The sequence below is a fragment of the Fructobacillus cardui genome (assembly GCF_963580785.1).
Classification (GTDB): domain Bacteria; phylum Bacillota; class Bacilli; order Lactobacillales; family Lactobacillaceae; genus Fructobacillus; species Fructobacillus cardui.
In genome coordinates, this window is the sequence record NZ_CAUZLS010000004.1 from 1 (window position 1) to 17,084 (window position 17,084).

Sequence of the window (17,084 nt, forward strand, 5' to 3'; positions counted from 1 at the left end):
ATTATATGAGGCGGTTGAACTCATTAACAAGCGGCCCATGAAATTACATCATTATCAAACACCATTGGAAGTTTTTACGGATGCGTTCGAATTAAACTTGTAATCTGCCTTTATTAATCAAGATGTTGTGGAGGATTTAGCCCTTTCTTGAATTACACTGTAAAAGTTGAAGGTGTGCTTTTGTTGATTATAGGGTTTTTGAACGAATGTTTAATCGACAGGAGGAGACAAAACCTAAAATTTCCTCATCCAATCAATTAATCAAATAATGCCGGGGTAAATGCTGGTTGATAAATTTGTCATGCGTTAGTCGATATAAAATTACTTTTTATTACAGCCTCTTTGAATATTTATGCACTGATACACATTAGAAAAAAATACTGTAAAATAGAAAAAGGTATAAATTAATATCTAAATGTCTAACGTTTGAATTGGGTGAAGGTAGAGGTACTAGAGAGAATTTTTTAGCAACGTCTTTAATTGCTAAGAAAATATAATCAATAAATTTAGTATTTTCTTCCATTAACTTGAACAACGTGCGCAAAAACACGCTAAGAGCGAGGGAGAAACCATGAATGGATTTTTTGTAATGCTATTTTTCGTATCCCTGATTTGGCTAATGGTCGAATGGGTGAAGGATAAGCGGGCGGGGTTGAAACTGCAAAAGCGAGGTAAGTGGTTACTAGTGGCAACGCTGGCCTTCTTTATGATTGCTGGAGTAACGACACCTGCCGATCAATCACAGGCGGATGACAAGCCAAAGGCGAAAAAATCAGCTATAAGAGCATCGCAGTCAAAAAAATCGGCTGCTACTTCAAGTAGTGCCACAGCTACTCAAAGTTCAAGTGCCAATGTTGACCAAAAACAGCAAACGGATAGTGGCCTCTTAACATTTACCGGCAAGCGGCAAATGGTCATGGGTGACTTGGATCGATTGGGTCGAGCAACTTATTCTCATATTCAATTGCAGGATAAGGATGAGCCAAAAGTTAAACGGCCAGCAAAATTAAAGTACAACCCGGTCGGGTGGCACAACTTTAAATTTTATTATGGTGATGGAACCAAGCAGGCTTGGGTAATGAACCGAGGTCATTTGGTTGGTTACCAATTTAGCGGTTTGAATGATGAACCCAAAAACTTAGTACCAGAAACGGCTTGGATGAATGCTGGTAATTATAAGGGAATGAACGATAGTAACCAGGATTCGATGCTTTTCTATGAAAATCGTCTTGACTCTTGGTTGGCTAACCACCCCAACTATTGGCTAGACTACCAAGTAACACCAATTTACCAGGGGGATGAACTGATCCCTCGACAAGTAAAATTGGATTATGTCGGCTTAGATAGCTCCGGTAAGGCACTTACGATTCAACTAGGATCAGGTAAAGAGTCCACTGATAGTAACGGAGTTACTCATGTTGTTCTTGATAATGTGACACCAAACGGGACAATTGATTATGCTAGTGGGCGGGCAACAAATACAGTGCCCAAAGCCGGTAGTGGCACTGGAGCCAAGGAAAATAAGACCAGTAGTAGTAAGTCAAGCGAAAACCAGGAAAAGAAGCAGGAACAAAGTACGGCTGCTGCAACGCAACCAGCCGCTCCAGCGGCATCATCATCACAGCCTGCTGCCTCGACTTCCCAACCAGCCCAGTCTTCTAATCAAGAAAATGGTGGCGGATCCGATAGAATCGTTTATGTTACTGGTGGTGGTAAGTCAGATGTTTACTGGTACAGTACCGATTCAATGCCGGCTCGCACTAATAAGGCAAACATCATTACAATGACTGAGGCACAGGCAAAGGCTCTGGGGAAACGTCTTTCGTTAAAGCAGTGATTGGAAACGAAGCAGAAGAACTTCCCCTATTCAACACTATGCCATCTTGCGTGGCTATCTGACTTTGCGTACAATAGCAATTAATAGGAAAAGAGAAGGAGAACAACACAAATGACTATGGGGGCTTCTTTCAAAAGCTTTTGGAAAAACTATTTTAATTTTACCGGTACTGCGACTAGGGCCGAATATTGGTGGATGGTTTTACTTGGCGGCATTTTGGCAATTCTTTGGGTAATTGCGACTGTGATTATGGCTGTTTTTGCCGGCCTGTCACCAGCTAATGAAAAAATGAATATTTGGCATTGGTTAACGACCTTGTCGGGTGGTCTAATCCTTTGGCTAGTTGTCTCAACATTGGTTTTTTTGGCTATTTTAATTCCTTCGCTATCGTTGGAAGTCCGACGTATTCGAGATACAGGGTTGAATGCCGTCCTGGTTTGGATTGTTTTTGCCATCGATATCTTGTCTGATGCTTTTGGTTCCACCGGGGTGTTGAACGATATCGTGTCCTTATTGATTCTGTTGATCTTAGTCTTTCCAACCGATAAGTTAGCAAACGTTCGAATGATTGGTAAAAATCAGCGCTAAAGCTTGCCGACAATAACATCAATTGATACAACTTTGAGAAAGCAATTCCAATTCTGAATTGCTTTTTTAGTTTATAATTTATTGCTAGTAAGATAGAAACATTAACAAATTTAGACAAATGTCAGGTTTTCTGTTATGGTTGAAATATAAGTGCTTTGACATTTCCTGCCGTTGAATCAGCTAGGGTTGCCATCGGGTCGCCCAGGCTGATTTTTTTGGTGGAAAAATAATAAATGAAAGGAAAATTATTAGATGAAATCGTTATCCAAATTTTTACATAAGCTTTTGCACCACCCTAATACCCTTGCTTGGGTTTTTCCAATCGTGATGGTTGCCATCATGTCCACATATAATACTGTTATTCGTTTTGGTTTTTCTGAACAGAAGCTAGAACGCGTTTGGCTCATGTACCCCGTTATTGTGGTCTTTATTTATTGCCTGCGAACGTTTGTGACCCTGCCAATTACCATGCGGCTTCATAAGCATTATCCGAAATTTATTAAAAATCATTTGTCCGAAAGTTACACGGTCCCATTGACTGTGATGATGCTTAATGTTTCCATCATGATGCTCTGGCTGACCGAAATGTACCATCGTCTTTACCCACAATTCTTGCCAGGTTACTTGATGAATTGGGTCAAAACGTTCTTTGTTGCTGTACCGATTTTCTTCTTGATTGTTCGACCAATTATCTTAGCCATTTTTGATTACCTCAGAAATCGGTTCCCTGTCGAACCATTAATTGAAAAAATGGAAGATAGATTGGAAACGGGTCACCGGGCCTAACGACAAGGTTGAAAATCAGGTGAATTATTTTAGAGTAAAAGCAGAACGTTTGTCTTCTTTTGCTCTTTTTGTTTGTTTTTAGGTGGTCAATATAAGAAAAACCTTAAGCTTTTTTCATTCTTTTGTTATGTTAGCTAACAAAGTTTGTCAGTTTATAGGACGTTGACCCGTAAGATGGAAATAAGCTTGGCCCACTTACGGTCGACTAGAATAAATGTTGCAAGGAGAAAAACGATGTCAATGATCGAATTCAAAAATGTACAAAAGTACTATGGTGACTTTCATGCCCTCCACGACATCAATTTAAAAATTGATGCTGGTGAGACTGTTGTCTTAATTGGCCCTTCTGGGTCAGGAAAGTCGACCTTGATTCGAACCGTCAACGGTTTAGAAGAAATCGAAGACGGGCAGTTGATTGTGGATGGTCAAGACCTCCACGACCCCAAAACCGACATTAATAAGATCCGTCGGGATGTCGGGATGGTCTTCCAACACTTTAATTTGTATAACAACAAAACAGCGTTGGAGAACATCATGTTGGCACCGCGTCTAGTTTTGGGCCGTGAAGAGGCCGAAAACAAGCGAATCGCAATGGAATTGCTTGAAAAAGTTGGTTTGGCTGATAAGGCCAATAACATGCCATCTGCCTTATCAGGTGGTCAAAAGCAACGAATCGCCATTGCCCGGTCTTTGGCAATGAAGCCAAAGGCACTCTTGTTCGATGAACCAACTTCTGCATTGGACCCCGAAATGATTGGAGATGTTTTGGATGTGATGCGTGATATTGCCAAGGATTCATCCATGACTTTGTTGGTTGTGACGCACGAAATGGGCTTTGCCAAGGCAGTGGCCGACCGGGTGATCTTTATGGCTGACGGTCGCATTTTGGAAGATAATTCGACAGCTAGTTTCTTTGAAAATCCTCGAGAACCGCGGGCGAAGAAGTTCTTAAGCCAGGTGGAACACCACTAAGAAGACGGGAAAGGGGAATTGCTTTATGGAAAAAGCAAAGAAGCGGCGCTTTGGCTTAATCGCGACTATTATTTTAGCCCTGGCCATTGTCCTTGGTCTATTTTGGGCGCAACAAACGGTTGCACATAATGCCAAGCACCAAGATACCCTCACTCGAGTAAAGAAGAGTGGGAAAATTGTTTGGGGAACCAAGGCTGATACGAAGCTGTTTGGTTTGATGGACACGAAGACTGGTCAATCTGAAGGATTCGATGTCGATATGGCCAAGGCTGTCACCAAGCAAATTGGTAAGCAAATCGGCGAAAAGTTGACACCATCCTTCGTGACGGTTTCAACTGCTTCTAAGATTCAATTACTGAAGAACACCAATATTGATGGGGTCTTCGGTGTGATGACGATTACCCCAGAACGGGCAAAGATTGTTGATTTCAGTCAACCATATTTCCCAGCGGGTCAGTCACTGTTAGTTAAGAAGGATTCAGGTATTAAGTCTGTCAATGATTTGAACGACCCAAGCAAGACTGTTTTGGTCGTTGTCGGAACAACCGCAGCTCAAAACATTAAAAAGTTTGCACCGAAGGCCAAGACGATTGCCTTACAAGACTATGCTTCTGCCATGCAGGCATTGAAGGCTGGTCAAGGACAAGCAATCTCAACCGATAACGCGATTTTGTATGGTTTGGCCACGGAAAACCCAGACTACCAGGTTGTTGGTGGTACGTTGACCAACGGTCCTTACGGGGCAGCCTTTGACCATGATCAAAAGCCAATGGTTGATCAAGTCAATCAGGCAATTAACACCATGAAGAAGAACGGTGTCTACAACCAGTTGATTAAGAAGTGGTTCGGTCAGGTGCCAGGTTTGGATTGGCATGATTTGGAGGTGCACGAATGAGTTTGTTTGAACAAAATTTCTCGGTTTTCCTCCAAGGATTTGGTCACACCCTGTTGGCTAGTATCTTTGCCTTGGTGGGATCACTGATTTTAGGAACAATTTTTGCGATTATGCAGGTCACGAATTCAAGAACGGCCCGCTCGATTGGTAATATTTATGTCCAGGTTTTCCGAAATATTCCTTTGTTGATTATTACACTCTTCTTCTACCTCGCGGTAGCGAAAGTGATTAAGATGACTGGGTTTACGGCTGGAACAATTGCCTTGACGCTGTATACGTCAGCCTTTATTGCTGAATCTGTCCGAGCTGGTATTCTTTCCATAGAAGCTGGCCAGATGGAAGGGGCACGAGCAAACGGATTGACGTTTGGTCAGGCAATGCGGGTCATTATCTTACCTCAGGCCTTCAAGGTGGCGATTCCGTCATTAGGAAATCAGTTTATTAACTTAGTTAAGAACTCATCAATTTTGGCCTTTGTCGGTGGATTGGACTTGATGTACCAAGGAAACATCGTGGCAGCGAACTCCTTTGATACCTTTACGACTTACATTATCATTGGACTCTTCTATCTGGTAATCACCTTGCCACTCAGTTACTACATCCAACACCTTGAACATAAATTGAAGAAGAACGCATAAGGAGGCCGCAGAATGTCAGGATTTTTTAGTGCCTTTACAGAGGCAAACCTCGGCTACCTGATGGGCGGTCTAGGGATTACCGTTGGGGTCTCAATCATCTCGGTTGTTTTGAGTCTGATTTTTGGTTCCATTATTGGAATTGTTTTCTTTGAAAAGATTCCTTACTTCTCAAGTTTCGTTGGAACAATCAACAACATCGTCCGTAACTTGCCGTTGTTGTTAATTATTTTCTTTACCTACTTTGCTTTGCCACAATTAGGCCTGCACTTGCCAATTTTTTGGGCAACGGTCGTGGCCATGACGGTTTTCCAGTCGGCAATGTTGGCTGAAATTGTCCGTGGTGGTTTGGAAGCTGTTGATGCGGGCCAGTTTGAAGGGGCCCGTGCCAATGGTTTGACGAACATGCAGACGATGTGGCATATTGTGTTGCCACAAGCCTATAAGAAGATGATTCCGCCAATTATCTCGCAACTGATTTCCTTAGTGAAGGATACGAGTTTGGCATCCGGAATTGTTCTTGCGGAATTGACTTACCGTGGCCAAATTATCTACGCACAAAACACGAATTTCATCGTGCCCGTCTTGGTCGTGATGACCTTGGTTTACTTCCTGTTAAACTACGGCTTGTCATTGATTGCCAAGTGGTTTGATCACAAGTTGGCATAATTGTTTGCCTATTATATATGAAGAAAACGATTCACTTTTGAGTGGATCGTTTTTTCTTTTGGACAAATTAGTTGTCTTTAGTTCGGCAACTTAGCAATTAACTAGTAGAACTAGGTCGATTTCAAGTCTTTTAGTCAAAATACCTAACGTAGAGGGGCTATAAATGGTAAAATGTACGTATTAATCTTAACGCCTTTTCCTGCAGTTAGGAAGAGGCGACTTTTTTGTGAGGAGAAAAGCGATGTCAATGATTGAATTCAAAGATGTACAAAAGTACTACGGGGATTTTCATGCCTTACACGATGTGAACTTGAAAATTGACGCGGGTGAAACGGTGGTCCTCATTGGCCCTTCCGGTTCCGGAAAGTCAACCTTGATTCGCACAATCAATGGTTTGGAAGAAATCGAAGAGGGACAATTGTTGGTTGATGGGTTTGACCTGCATGACCCCAAGACGGATATTAATAAGATTCGTAAGAACGTTGGGATGGTTTTCCAGCACTTTAACCTCTACAACAACAAGACGGTTTTGGAAAATATTATGCTGGCACCACGCTTGGTTTTGCACCGCGATGAAGCCGAGAACAAGCGGATTGCCATGGAATTGTTAGAGCAGGTTGGTTTAGCAGATAAGGCGAATAGCATGCCGGCAGCGTTATCAGGAGGCCAGAAGCAACGAGTGGCAATCGCTCGTTCATTGGCAATGAAGCCAAAGGCTTTGCTGTTTGATGAGCCAACTTCCGCCTTGGATCCTGAAATGATTGGGGATGTGCTGGATGTCATGCGTGATATTGCGCGCGATTCCGATATGACCTTGCTGGTGGTGACTCATGAAATGAGTTTCGCCAAGGCGGTCGCTGATCGGGTGATTTTTATGGCCGATGGCCGAATCTTAGAAGATAGTTCAACGGAAGCTTTCTTTGAGAACCCAACAGAACCACGGGCCAAGAAGTTCTTGAGCCAGGTAGAACATCACTAAAATGGAAGGAAGGGTCTAGCTAAATTAACTTAGTTAGACAAAGCGTATGGAAAAGATTAGAAAACGCCGTTTTGGAATCATTGCTTCGCTGGTTTTGGCTGCCCTGATTTTGCTGGGGGCTTTTTGGGCCAGCGTGACGATTGACAAAAACAAAACGCACCAAGATACCCTGGCCCGGGTTGAAAGGAAGGGGCAAATTACCTGGGGTGTTAAAGCCGATACGAAACTTTTTGGCCTGATGGATACTAAAACTGCCCAACCGGCCGGTTTTGAAATTGATTTGGCAAAGGCGATGACCGCCCAGATTGCTAAACAAACCAATACGAAACTTTCAGCAGCCTTTGTGCCAGTATCTTCCGCTTCGCGGATTCAGTTGCTGAAAAATACGAACATCGATGGGCTGATTTCCACGATGACGATTACGCCAGAAAGAGCGAAAATCGTTGACTTTACCAACGTTTACTTTAACGCCGGTCAGTCATTATTGGTTAAAAAGGACTCTGGCATTCAATCCGTCAAGGATATGAACGATCCGAAGTACACGGTGTTGGTCGTTGTCGGAACAACCGCCGCCCAAGAAACGAAGAAGTATGCGCCCAAGGCTAAGATTATTGCTTTGCAGGACTACGCTTCTGCGATGCAGGCTTTGAAATCAGGACAGGGACAGGCACTGTCAACGGATAATGCCATCCTTTATGGTTTGGCGACCGAAAATCCAGACTACCACCTTGTTGGTGGGGTCTTCACCAAGGCACCTTACGGAATGGCCTTTGACCATAACCAAAAGCCAATGACAAAGCAGGCCAACCGCGCTTTGAAGACTTTGCAGGAAAATGGCACGTACAACCGTTTGGTTGAAAAGTGGTTCCATAACGTTCCTGGCTTGGATTGGCATGATTTGGAGGTAAACAAATGAGCCTTTTAAATCAATATTTTTCAGTGTTTGTCCAAGGATTTGGGCACACGCTTTTAGCAAGTATTATTGCCCTAATTGGTTCACTAGTTTTGGGAACCCTGTTTGCCATTATGCAGGTCTCATCTTCGAAGACCGGTCGCATCATTGGCAATATCTATGTTCAGGTTTTCCGGAATATTCCACTCTTGATTATCACGCTTTTCCTGTATTTGGCAGTAGCGAAGGTGATTAAGATGACTGGTTTTGTTGCCGGAACGGTCGGTTTGACCCTGTACACGTCCGCCTTTATCGCTGAATCGGTTCGTGCCGGCATTCTGTCGATTGAAGCTGGCCAAATGGAGGGGGCCCGTGCAAACGGGTTGACCTTTAACCAGGCTATGCGGGTGATTATTTTACCCCAGGCCTTTAAGGTGGCGATTCCTTCATTGGGAAATCAGTTTATCAATCTGGTCAAGAATTCCTCCATTTTAGCCTTTGTTGGTGGTTTGGACTTAATGTACCAGGGTAACTTAGTGGCGGCTTCATCCTTTGATACCTTTACGACGTACATCATTATTGGTGTCTTCTATTTGGTGATTACGATGCCACTGAGTTACTACGTTCAACACTTGGAAACCAAGTTGAAGAAGAAAGCCTAAGGAGGAAAGGTCATGTCTGAATTTTTTAACGCTTTTACCTCAGCGAACATGGGCTACCTGCTTGGCGGCTTAGGCATTACCGTTGGCGTTTCAGCCATTTCGGTTGTCTTGAGTCTGCTGTTTGGTTCCATTGTGGGGATTATTCAATTTGAAAAGATTCCATTCTTTTCATCATTTGTTGGCACGTTGAACAACATTGTCCGTAACTTGCCACTGTTGCTGATTATCTTCTTTACTTACTTTGCCTTGCCACAATTAGGCATCCACTTGCCAATCTTTTGGGCGACTGTGGCAGCGATGACTTTCTTTGAGTCGGCCATGTTGGCTGAAATTGTTCGTGGTGGACTGGAAGCGGTTGACCGCGGTCAATTTGAAGGCGCACGGGCAAACGGCTTGTCCAACATGCAGACAATGTGGCACATCGTGCTGCCGCAGGCCTATAAGAAGATGATTCCGCCAATTATTTCACAGCTGATTTCTTTGGTGAAGGACACGAGTTTGGCATCCGGAATTGTGCTGGCTGAAATGACGTACCGGGGTCAAATCGTCTACGCGCAGAATACGAATTACATTATTCCTGTTCTTGTGGTCTTGACGGTGGTATACTTCTTGCTAAACTATGGTTTTTCATTAATCGCTAAGTGGTTTGACAAAAAATTAGCTTAAAACACGACAAGAGGACAGTTGTTTATGTTCGATCCAAAGAAAAAATCAAAGATTATTGCTGCTGTGGCCTCAGCTTTTTTTGCTGTGTTGATGACCTTTGCTGTGGTTAATCATATGAAGTCACCAGCCGCCTTTGCATCGGATGTGAGTTTGGCTGTTCAAAAAAGCATCGCTGGGGACCAGCGTGGTCTAAACAATATGGTCGATGAAGTATGGGCGCAAGCTGCTCGTGATAACTTCGATAATGACTAAGAGCGATTACTGTTAGCATCAAAAAAGACATCACCTGATCCATGTGCTACTATCTGAGTTAAAAGACAGTGCTTCCCATGATGACGGTGGTGTCTTTTATTTTTGGGTGAGCTGACAGTGGTTGTTCTAGTAGCTATTGGCTTTTTGATGTTGACAGGTAGGCTAGGTTTGTCGCAGTTCAGTACCGATGCAAGTAAGATGATGCTCAAGCTGGCCTGATAGGATTGATATTTTCGAAATGAATTTAATATAACCGCTTACCTGTCAGTACCGCATTTGCGCCATTAAATGCTGATACTTTGCTTCTAAATTAGTGCTTGTTGAAATAAAAGTAAAATAGTGGTAAAAATGAACTAATGAAAAGCATTATTTTTCCTTGTATATTCTTTCCAAGCGAGTTAAACTCTCCTTTGATTGGTAGAAAAAAAGTTGCGCGACAAAAGTGCTTCTGATGTTGGAAAAACGATTTGAAAACCAAGAAAATAGATTGAAAAAATACTTTTATCTAAATTAGATTAGTTCTTTGAGGCACTCAAAAGTCATGAAGAAAGTGACCGTCAATGACTAATTTTATAGGAGAGAAGAAATGACGGATTCAGCAAAGAAGCGGTTAAAGTACGGTGGCTTCCTGATCGCCTTAGGCATTGTCTATGGTGACATTGGAACGTCCCCACTATATACCATGAATGCTATTATTGCCGGCAATGCACATACCGACAATATGAAGAACTTGGTAATTGGGTCAATTTCCCTTGTTTTTTGGACTTTGATGTTAATTACGACGATTAAGTATGTCTTAATTGCCCTGCAGGCGGATAACCACGGTGAAGGTGGTATCTTCTCCCTGTATAGTAAGGTCCGTAATCGCAACATGAAGTGGCTCATCATCCCGGCCATGGTCGGTGGGGCAGCTCTGCTGGCCGATGGGGCTTTGACCCCGGCTGTGACGGTCACGTCTGCTGTGGAAGGGCTAGAGGGGCAAAAGTTTGGTTCCCTGATGTTCCCAACGGGAATTGACTTCGTTGTGCCGGTGGTGCTGACGATTTTGTTGGTCGTCTTTACTCTGCAAAGAAAGGGGACAACCAAAATTGGCCGAATGTTTGGTCCAATGATGCTCATTTGGTTTACCTTTATTGGTTTCTTTGGCCTGTTACAAGTCATTCAATATCCAGAGATTTTAAAGGCCCTTTCCCCTGTTTACGCCATACAAACGCTATTTAGTCCGGATAACCGCCTAGGTATTTTTATTTTAGGAAATATCTTCTTGGCCACAACCGGTGCCGAAGCACTGTATTCGGATATGGGCCACGTTGGTAAGCGCAATATTTATTTGAGTTGGCCATTTGTGTATGTCACATTGGTTTTGAACTATATGGGGCAAGGTGCATGGGTGATTATGCACAATGCGAGTGGTTCAAACTTGAACCTCTTCTTTGATATCTTGCCAAACCAGTGGCGACTGGTCGGCGTTATCTTGAGTACAATCGCAGCCGTCATTGCTTCACAGGCTTTGATTACAGGTGCCTTTACTCTGGTATCAGAAGCCATCTCGCTGAAGATTATGCCCCGGTTGCGGATTACTTATCCAAACGATTTCCGCGGTCAAATGTATATCTCAATTGTCAACTGGATGCTCTTTGTTGCCGGTGTAGTTGTGGTTGTGCTTTTCCAGACTTCTCATAACATGGAATCAGCCTATGGTCTGGCCATTACAGTTACGATGTTGATGACAACGACGTTGCTGTTCGAGTTTATCCGCTTTAAGACCCGTACAAGCCTGGCAATTTTGTTTGCCGTTCCATTCGGATTGCTGGAAACGCTCTTCTTGATTGCCAGTCTTGGTAAGTTCATTCACGGTGGATACTTCACGGTGATCTTGATGTTGCTGATTTTGTCGGTGATGGTTTTCTGGTTCTATGGAAACAAGCGCCGCGAAGCACTGTCTTATAACAACGATTATTTGTCCTTGAAAGACTACCGCCGTCAGTTGATGCAGTTGTCTAACGACTCAGAAGAGCCATTGATGGCGAAGAACCTGGTTTATATTGTTAACGTTCATGACGATTATCAAATTAAGAAATCAGTCATCTACTCGCTCTTGGGGGCTCGGCCAAAGCGGGCCAAGGTTTACTGGTTCGTCACGATTCGTGAATCCATTAACCCATACGAAAAGAGCTATTCGGTTGATTTGATGGGTAGCCAAAATATGGTTCGAGTCGTTTTGAATCTTGGTTTCAAGGTTGACCCACAAGTTGAATACTACATTCACCAAATTGCCAAGGTTTTGGTTAAGCAGGGTGTACTGGAACCACAAAAGATTCGCTACGGACTGGATAAGAACCGGAGTATTGGTGACTTTAAGTACGTGATTACCAATAACTACTATACGGATTTGAAGGCTGTCTCCAAGATTTCATCATGGGACCGGTTCTTAATCGGTGGCCGCATTTGGTTGCAATCCCACTCTGTCCACCTCCGTTACTTCTATCGCTTGCGTTTGAGTGATACGGTTGAGGAAGTTGTGCCGCTCTTTATTGAACATAAAACCGTTTCGAAGCTACGGCAATTGGAAGTTAAAAATCAGATGCCAAAGATGGATCGGTGGAACCGCCGCATCGATGATCCGGTGAACCCAATCGATAAGAAGCGTCGTCAAGATGGGGATGAACACCCTCACCGCCACGATGATCACCATCACGAATAAAATAATTTTAGCTAGTAAAAACGCCTAGGGGGCTTCTTCAGAAGTTGTCCTTAGGCGTTTTTTGTATATCAGTGATGAATGTCTGCATTAATTGCTTGATTTCTGCAGCGGTTTCTTTGAAAAAAGCAGTAATTTCTTCATCGGAACCGGTTACCCTAGCAGGGTCTCCTAATGGGAAGTGCACTTTTTGGACGGAATCCGGAGTAATTGGACAATTGTCGCGCGCATCACCGCAAAGTGTTACGACGTAGTCGGCTGAGTTTAAAAAATCATCATCAATGGCATCTGATGTTAGACGACTGGTATCAAAGCCCTCCTGATTTAAGCCCTCGATGGTCTTGGGATGGACTCCATGGGGATTTGTCCCGGCACTTTTGATTAGCCAATCGGCCGGTGCATAGTAGCGGGCGTAAGCCTCGGCAAACTGGCTACGTGATGAGTTACCAGTGCATAAAAAATAAAGTTGCATAGCATTTCTCCAAAAATTATCGTATTTAGATTATACAAAATTTGGGTCAAAAAAGCCCGCTCAACTGAACGGGCTTTCTCAAAGGTAATCATCTTTCAAAGAGGGCAGTGCGAACTTTCTTCAACTCTGCGGGAATCATCTCGCAGCAACCACTAATCCACGAAGCGCCGTGACGACGCCAGCTTGGTGCTTTTTCCGAAAAGATTTTTTCGTTTGGCTCGCCCCAGGTCTTCGTGACGGGGTCATAGTCGGCACCAGCATTGGGAGCGACAGCAATCGCTTTATCGGTTGTGGCAGTTGCTATTACATAGTCCAACGCATCTTCAGTGAATTCGGGCTTAAAGCAGTTAAAGCCATAAGCGATAACGTTTTCTTGTGCTTCCAATACAGCCTGCACTTCCCGTAAATCAGTGCCATCACTGATGTGCTGACTGTCCTTTAACGAACAGGTAAAGAGGACGTCAACATCTGGGTACTGATTTAACAGTTGGCAGAGCACCTTGATTTCAGCAAAGCTAGGAACTGTCTGGATGGCAATCAAATCACTACCAGCCTCAACCAGCCACTTAAGCCGATCTTCATGGAAGGCCTTTAAATCGCCATCCGTAATATCACTATAATCACCGGTATATTCGGCGCCGTTGGCGAGATAGGCACCGTAGGGGCCGATATTGCCGGCCACCCACTTATCTTGCTGGCTAGTGCTATCAAAGCTGGCTTTTTCTGCCAAGGCAACGGACTGCTTGATTAGTTTTTCAGCCTCGTCTCGTCCCAGACCCTGCTTGGCAAAACCAGCGGTTGATGCTTGGTAAGAATCAGTCGTGGTGATGTTGGATCCGGCATTAAAAAAATCGAGGTGAACTTGGTAGACCTTATCGGGGTCCGTAATCAGCGCTTTTGCTGTCCAGAGGGGGTTATTCGTATCGAAGCCCTGGTTGCTCAGTCCAAGTCCCATTGAACTATCAAATAAAATCGTCTTCTGTTGTTTGGCCCAATCGTGAAAATTCATGGTGATATTGTCCTTTACTTTTAGCTTGAAAAATTTGGTAGTAACCGTACAAAAAGAGTGAAAAGGGAACGCCGATAATCAGGGCAATCCGTTGGTTGGAATCAAAGCCGATGCCAATAATGGAAGCGAGGCAGGCGACAATGACGACAATTGGCGTTAACGGATAAAGGGGTGCCCTATATTTCAGGTCCTTGATATCGTGCTCTTTTTGGTACTGTTTACGGAAGTTCAACTGCGCCCAGGCAATCACAATCCAAACAGCAACAACGGCAAAGGCTGAAAGAGCGTTGAGGGCTAAATAGAGCGTTTGTGCTGCGTAAATACTGGAGAGGAGGGACAAGGCACCGCCGGCCATTGTTAGGATTAAGCCGTAAACCGGAAGACCATGACGACTTAACTTACCGAACTTAGGGGAAATTTCACCCTTATCGGCTAGTGACCAAATCATCCGTGAGGCGGCAAAGACACCAGCGTTTGAAGCTGAGAACAGCGTGATAATTAAAATCGCGTTCATGATATCAGCAGCGCCAGGAATGCCGGCTTGGCCCAAGATGGCCACAAAGGGGCTCGTTGCCAGGGCGTTATCGGAAGGTGCCAAGAGGGCACCCATGATTAAGATGGCACCAATAAAGAGCGTAATGAGCAAAAGAAGGGTTCTGCGACTGGCCTTTGGAATGGCTTTTTCTGGATTCTTGGTTTCACCGGCGGCAACACCAATCATTTCTGCCCCAGAATAGGCGAAATTAGCGGTCAAAATGGTGGCTAAAATCGGTCCGATTCCGTGTGGGAACCACCCATTCTTAGTTAATTCGCCAAAGTTAGCGGCGGTTTGAATATGGTGACCAGGAATTATCCTTGTGACCATTAAAAAGCCAATAACGATAAAGAAGAGGAGGGCAAACGTTTTGACCCAGGAAGTGATGGATTCACTCTTGGAGAACCAAGAAAGGTTGCCAATGTTCAAAATGAACATGATGAGGCCAAAGAAGAGACACCAGAGCCATGTTGGTTCTTGCGGAAACCAACGTTGCATTAAGACGCCCATCGTTAACAGGTTAGATCCTAATGCAATGGTCCAGGTGAGCCAGTATAACCAGGCGACAACGAAGCCGACGCCGGGATTGATATACTGGTTGGCGTAATCGTGGAAGGCACCCGTGGTTGGCTGGTGAACAGATAGTTCACTAAGGCACTGCATGACCAGGCAAACGAGAACGGCTCCAATCAGGTAGGCAATCACCGTTCCGATGGCACCGGCACTTTTAATGAAATAACCGGGACTCATAAAAATCCCGGTCCCAATCACGCCACCCAGTGACAGTGCAATCAGCTGGTTGGTGTTCATCGATTGGTTTTGCTCTGCTGTTTTAATAATGTTGCTCCTAGAATAAATTGGTTAAATGATTTACCAAGGGTTAGTCGCGGTAAGCGTGGGTCAAGTCCAGCTGCAGACCGGTTGGGTTCAAGACAACACCCTTCACATTTGGTCGATTCAGGATAATACGCTTCCATGAATACAATGGGTTCAAGTTTGCTTGGTCCTTCAAAGCGGCTTCAGCCTTCTTGAAATCAGCGTCTCGGGCTGCCGGCTTATTGGCATCCTGATTTTCCGCTTGATTAACAGCGGCTGTAAAGGCATCATTCTTGAATTGGCCACTATTAGTACCAGTTGTTGGCGTCTTGAACATGTTATAGTAGCTGACACCATCTTGGTAATCACCGGTCCAGTTGGTTAAGGTGATATCGAAGTTACCATTCTGGGCATCTTGCATCCGCTGCTTAATTGGCACAATCTTTTCCGTGACAGAGATGTCGGAGCCAAAGGTTGATTCCCAAGCCTGCTTGAGGTAATCAACGGTACTCTTGGAAACGACTGCATCGGCATCGGTTTCAATCGTCACGTTCATCTTGCCCTTATTAACTTCTTGAAGACCTTCCTTAAAGAGCTTCTTGGCTTGCGTTGGATCGTATTTGTAGCCAGGGTTAACGTAGCTGGCCAGGTCTTGGCCGTTCGTGGCCTTGACCAAGTTCTTTGGCACTAGACCTGTTGCGGCGTAACGAGTACCACCACTGGCCTGATCAGCCAATGCTTGGCGATTGGTGGCCAGGTTCAGCGCCTGACGAATCTTTTGATTTGCTAAGAATGGATTCTTGGCCTGATTGTATTCGAGGTAGGAAGAAACAGCCAGTGGTGTCGTTGTTGCCGCCTTATTATTCTTATTGGCTTCGTAAATTTCTGGTGTACCGTAGATTTTTGCGCGATCAATTTTGCCTTGCTGATAAAGTTTGATGGCACTTTCTGGGTTTTTGATAACCTGCCAGTTAACCTGCTTGGTTTTGACGTTTTTCGCGTCCCAGTAATCGGGGTTCTTGACCATCTTGAAGGACTCGTTGGTTCCATTCCAACCCTCCAACTTATAGGGGCCAGAGTAAATCTGATTTTTCGCGGTGGTACCGTAATGAGAACCTTGGTCTTTGACGTAGGATTCCTTTTGTGGCATTAACTGGGCGAAACTCAGCAAGTACTTGAATTGCTGCATTGGCTTTTCAAGCTTAAAGGTCAACGTATCGCCCTGGGCCGTCACGCCCAATGATGATACTGGCTTTTTGCCCGCCATGATATCGTCGGCATTTTTCACACCTGAGGTCAGGTAGGCGTATTGGGAACCGGTCTTTGGATCGGCTAACCGTTGCCAGGAGTAGACAAAGTCTTTGGCTGTTAGGGCAGAGCCGTCCGACCATTTCAACCCAGACCGTAACTGGACGGTGTAGGTGAGGCCGTCGCTTGAAACGCTGTAGGACTTGGCCAAATCAGGAACTGGTTCGCCCTTGGCATTCAGTCGCAGCAAGTTCGATTCGGTGTTACCCAAGATGGTGGTGGAGTATTGGTCCGAACTCTTTGAGATATCAAGCGTTTGGATATCGCTATCTAAAGAGTAATTCAGAACGGAGTCTTCCTTAGAGGCGTTCGTTTTGAAATGATTAAAGGTTGCCAGTCCTCCACCGACAACCACTACCAGGGCGGCTGCTGCCGTCCATTTTTGCCATTGCTTCATGAATTAGTGCCCG

General features: G+C 44.4%; 17 protein-coding genes and 1 pseudogene. 14 read left to right on the top strand and 4 right to left on the bottom strand.

Translation table 11 applies throughout. The annotated features are described in order from the left end of the window. The 14 genes and pseudogenes from AABI20_RS07590 to AABI20_RS04475 all read left to right on the top strand — a co-directional run. Nucleotides 1-103 (top strand): annotated as a pseudogene (locus tag AABI20_RS07590) (IS30 family transposase); the annotation flags it as partial. A gap of 486 nt (nucleotides 104-589) precedes the next feature. Continuing rightward, nucleotides 590-1,837 carry a DNA/RNA non-specific endonuclease gene (locus AABI20_RS04415; protein WP_338346880.1) on the top strand — a complete coding sequence of 416 codons (1,248 nt, stop codon included), beginning with the start codon at nucleotides 590-592 and terminating at the stop codon, nucleotides 1,835-1,837. Nucleotides 1,838-1,954: 117 nt separating this feature from the next. Further along, complete coding sequence (locus AABI20_RS04420) at nucleotides 1,955-2,425, top strand: DUF805 domain-containing protein (protein ID WP_288846626.1); 471 nt, start codon at nucleotides 1,955-1,957, stop codon at nucleotides 2,423-2,425. 252 nt (nucleotides 2,426-2,677) lie between these two features. After that, complete coding sequence (locus AABI20_RS04425) at nucleotides 2,678-3,211, top strand: hypothetical protein (protein ID WP_288846534.1); 534 nt, start codon at nucleotides 2,678-2,680, stop codon at nucleotides 3,209-3,211. Between the two features lie 234 nt (nucleotides 3,212-3,445). Further along, nucleotides 3,446-4,183: an amino acid ABC transporter ATP-binding protein gene (locus AABI20_RS04430; RefSeq protein WP_047974557.1), complete on the top strand. Its 738-nt coding sequence runs from the start codon at nucleotides 3,446-3,448 to the stop codon at nucleotides 4,181-4,183. Between the two features lie 25 nt (nucleotides 4,184-4,208). Continuing rightward, complete coding sequence (locus AABI20_RS04435) at nucleotides 4,209-5,078, top strand: transporter substrate-binding domain-containing protein (RefSeq protein WP_047974558.1); 870 nt, start codon at nucleotides 4,209-4,211, stop codon at nucleotides 5,076-5,078. Continuing rightward, nucleotides 5,075-5,716 (top strand): amino acid ABC transporter permease, encoded by a 642-nt coding sequence (locus AABI20_RS04440; protein WP_047974559.1) that lies wholly within the window; start codon nucleotides 5,075-5,077, stop codon nucleotides 5,714-5,716. The genes AABI20_RS04435 and AABI20_RS04440 overlap by 4 nt, the downstream gene beginning before the upstream one ends. Nucleotides 5,717-5,728: 12 nt before the next feature. Further along, nucleotides 5,729-6,382, top strand: a complete 654-nt coding sequence (locus AABI20_RS04445) for an amino acid ABC transporter permease (RefSeq protein WP_338346882.1) — start codon at nucleotides 5,729-5,731, stop codon at nucleotides 6,380-6,382. A 241-nt stretch (nucleotides 6,383-6,623) separates the two neighbouring features. Next, nucleotides 6,624-7,361 (top strand): amino acid ABC transporter ATP-binding protein, encoded by a 738-nt coding sequence (locus tag AABI20_RS04450; RefSeq protein WP_047974561.1) that lies wholly within the window; start codon nucleotides 6,624-6,626, stop codon nucleotides 7,359-7,361. Nucleotides 7,362-7,407: 46 nt separating this feature from the next. Next, complete coding sequence (locus tag AABI20_RS04455) at nucleotides 7,408-8,277, top strand: transporter substrate-binding domain-containing protein (protein WP_047974562.1); 870 nt, start codon at nucleotides 7,408-7,410, stop codon at nucleotides 8,275-8,277. Then, entirely contained in the window at nucleotides 8,274-8,915 is a 642-nt protein-coding gene (locus AABI20_RS04460; protein WP_047974563.1) for an amino acid ABC transporter permease, read from the top strand. Before AABI20_RS04455 ends, AABI20_RS04460 begins: the two co-directional genes overlap by 4 nt. A gap of 12 nt (nucleotides 8,916-8,927) precedes the next feature. After that, complete coding sequence (locus AABI20_RS04465; RefSeq protein WP_288846538.1) at nucleotides 8,928-9,581, top strand: amino acid ABC transporter permease; 654 nt, start codon at nucleotides 8,928-8,930, stop codon at nucleotides 9,579-9,581. A 24-nt stretch (nucleotides 9,582-9,605) separates the two neighbouring features. After that, complete coding sequence (locus AABI20_RS04470; RefSeq protein ID WP_288846539.1) at nucleotides 9,606-9,833, top strand: hypothetical protein; 228 nt, start codon at nucleotides 9,606-9,608, stop codon at nucleotides 9,831-9,833. 586 nt (nucleotides 9,834-10,419) lie between these two features. Beyond that, on the top strand, nucleotides 10,420-12,537 hold the full coding sequence (locus AABI20_RS04475; RefSeq protein ID WP_338345177.1) for a KUP/HAK/KT family potassium transporter: 2,118 nt from the start codon (nucleotides 10,420-10,422) through the stop codon (nucleotides 12,535-12,537). Nucleotides 12,538-12,574: 37 nt separating this feature from the next. On the opposite strand, the gene AABI20_RS04480 is transcribed toward AABI20_RS04475, so the two are convergent. From AABI20_RS04480 to AABI20_RS04495, 4 genes are all read right to left on the bottom strand, one after another. Then, nucleotides 12,575-13,006 (bottom strand): arsenate reductase ArsC, encoded by a 432-nt coding sequence (locus AABI20_RS04480; protein WP_338346886.1) that lies wholly within the window; start codon nucleotides 13,004-13,006, stop codon nucleotides 12,575-12,577. A gap of 88 nt (nucleotides 13,007-13,094) precedes the next feature. Beyond that, entirely contained in the window at nucleotides 13,095-14,015 is a 921-nt protein-coding gene (gene mmuM, locus AABI20_RS04485) for a homocysteine S-methyltransferase (protein ID WP_338345180.1), read from the bottom strand. Next, nucleotides 13,969-15,360: an amino acid permease gene (locus AABI20_RS04490; RefSeq protein WP_338345181.1), complete on the bottom strand. Its 1,392-nt coding sequence runs from the start codon at nucleotides 15,358-15,360 to the stop codon at nucleotides 13,969-13,971. Before AABI20_RS04490 ends, mmuM begins: the two co-directional genes overlap by 47 nt. A 70-nt stretch (nucleotides 15,361-15,430) precedes the next feature. Further along, a complete protein-coding gene (locus tag AABI20_RS04495; RefSeq protein ID WP_338346888.1) occupies nucleotides 15,431-17,071 on the bottom strand; it encodes a peptide ABC transporter substrate-binding protein in 1,641 nt (546 codons plus the stop codon). Between the last annotated feature and the right edge of the window lie 13 nt (nucleotides 17,072-17,084).

Coding starts and splice junctions, on each gene's coding strand:
- AABI20_RS04415 (WP_338346880.1), top strand. CDS start 590: ATGCTATTTTTCGTATCCCTGATTTGGCTAATGGTCGAATGGGTGAAG.
- AABI20_RS04420 (WP_288846626.1), top strand. CDS start 1,955: ATGGGGGCTTCTTTCAAAAGCTTTTGGAAAAACTATTTTAATTTTACC.
- AABI20_RS04425 (WP_288846534.1), top strand. CDS start 2,678: ATGAAATCGTTATCCAAATTTTTACATAAGCTTTTGCACCACCCTAAT.
- AABI20_RS04430 (WP_047974557.1), top strand. CDS start 3,446: ATGTCAATGATCGAATTCAAAAATGTACAAAAGTACTATGGTGACTTT.
- AABI20_RS04435 (WP_047974558.1), top strand. CDS start 4,209: ATGGAAAAAGCAAAGAAGCGGCGCTTTGGCTTAATCGCGACTATTATT.
- AABI20_RS04440 (WP_047974559.1), top strand. CDS start 5,075: ATGAGTTTGTTTGAACAAAATTTCTCGGTTTTCCTCCAAGGATTTGGT.
- AABI20_RS04445 (WP_338346882.1), top strand. CDS start 5,729: ATGTCAGGATTTTTTAGTGCCTTTACAGAGGCAAACCTCGGCTACCTG.
- AABI20_RS04450 (WP_047974561.1), top strand. CDS start 6,624: ATGTCAATGATTGAATTCAAAGATGTACAAAAGTACTACGGGGATTTT.
- AABI20_RS04455 (WP_047974562.1), top strand. CDS start 7,408: ATGGAAAAGATTAGAAAACGCCGTTTTGGAATCATTGCTTCGCTGGTT.
- AABI20_RS04460 (WP_047974563.1), top strand. CDS start 8,274: ATGAGCCTTTTAAATCAATATTTTTCAGTGTTTGTCCAAGGATTTGGG.
- AABI20_RS04465 (WP_288846538.1), top strand. CDS start 8,928: ATGTCTGAATTTTTTAACGCTTTTACCTCAGCGAACATGGGCTACCTG.
- AABI20_RS04470 (WP_288846539.1), top strand. CDS start 9,606: ATGTTCGATCCAAAGAAAAAATCAAAGATTATTGCTGCTGTGGCCTCA.
- AABI20_RS04475 (WP_338345177.1), top strand. CDS start 10,420: ATGACGGATTCAGCAAAGAAGCGGTTAAAGTACGGTGGCTTCCTGATC.
- AABI20_RS04480 (WP_338346886.1), bottom strand. CDS start 13,006: ATGCAACTTTATTTTTTATGCACTGGTAACTCATCACGTAGCCAGTTT.
- mmuM (WP_338345180.1), bottom strand. CDS start 14,015: ATGAATTTTCACGATTGGGCCAAACAACAGAAGACGATTTTATTTGAT.
- AABI20_RS04490 (WP_338345181.1), bottom strand. CDS start 15,360: ATGAACACCAACCAGCTGATTGCACTGTCACTGGGTGGCGTGATTGGG.
- AABI20_RS04495 (WP_338346888.1), bottom strand. CDS start 17,071: ATGAAGCAATGGCAAAAATGGACGGCAGCAGCCGCCCTGGTAGTGGTT.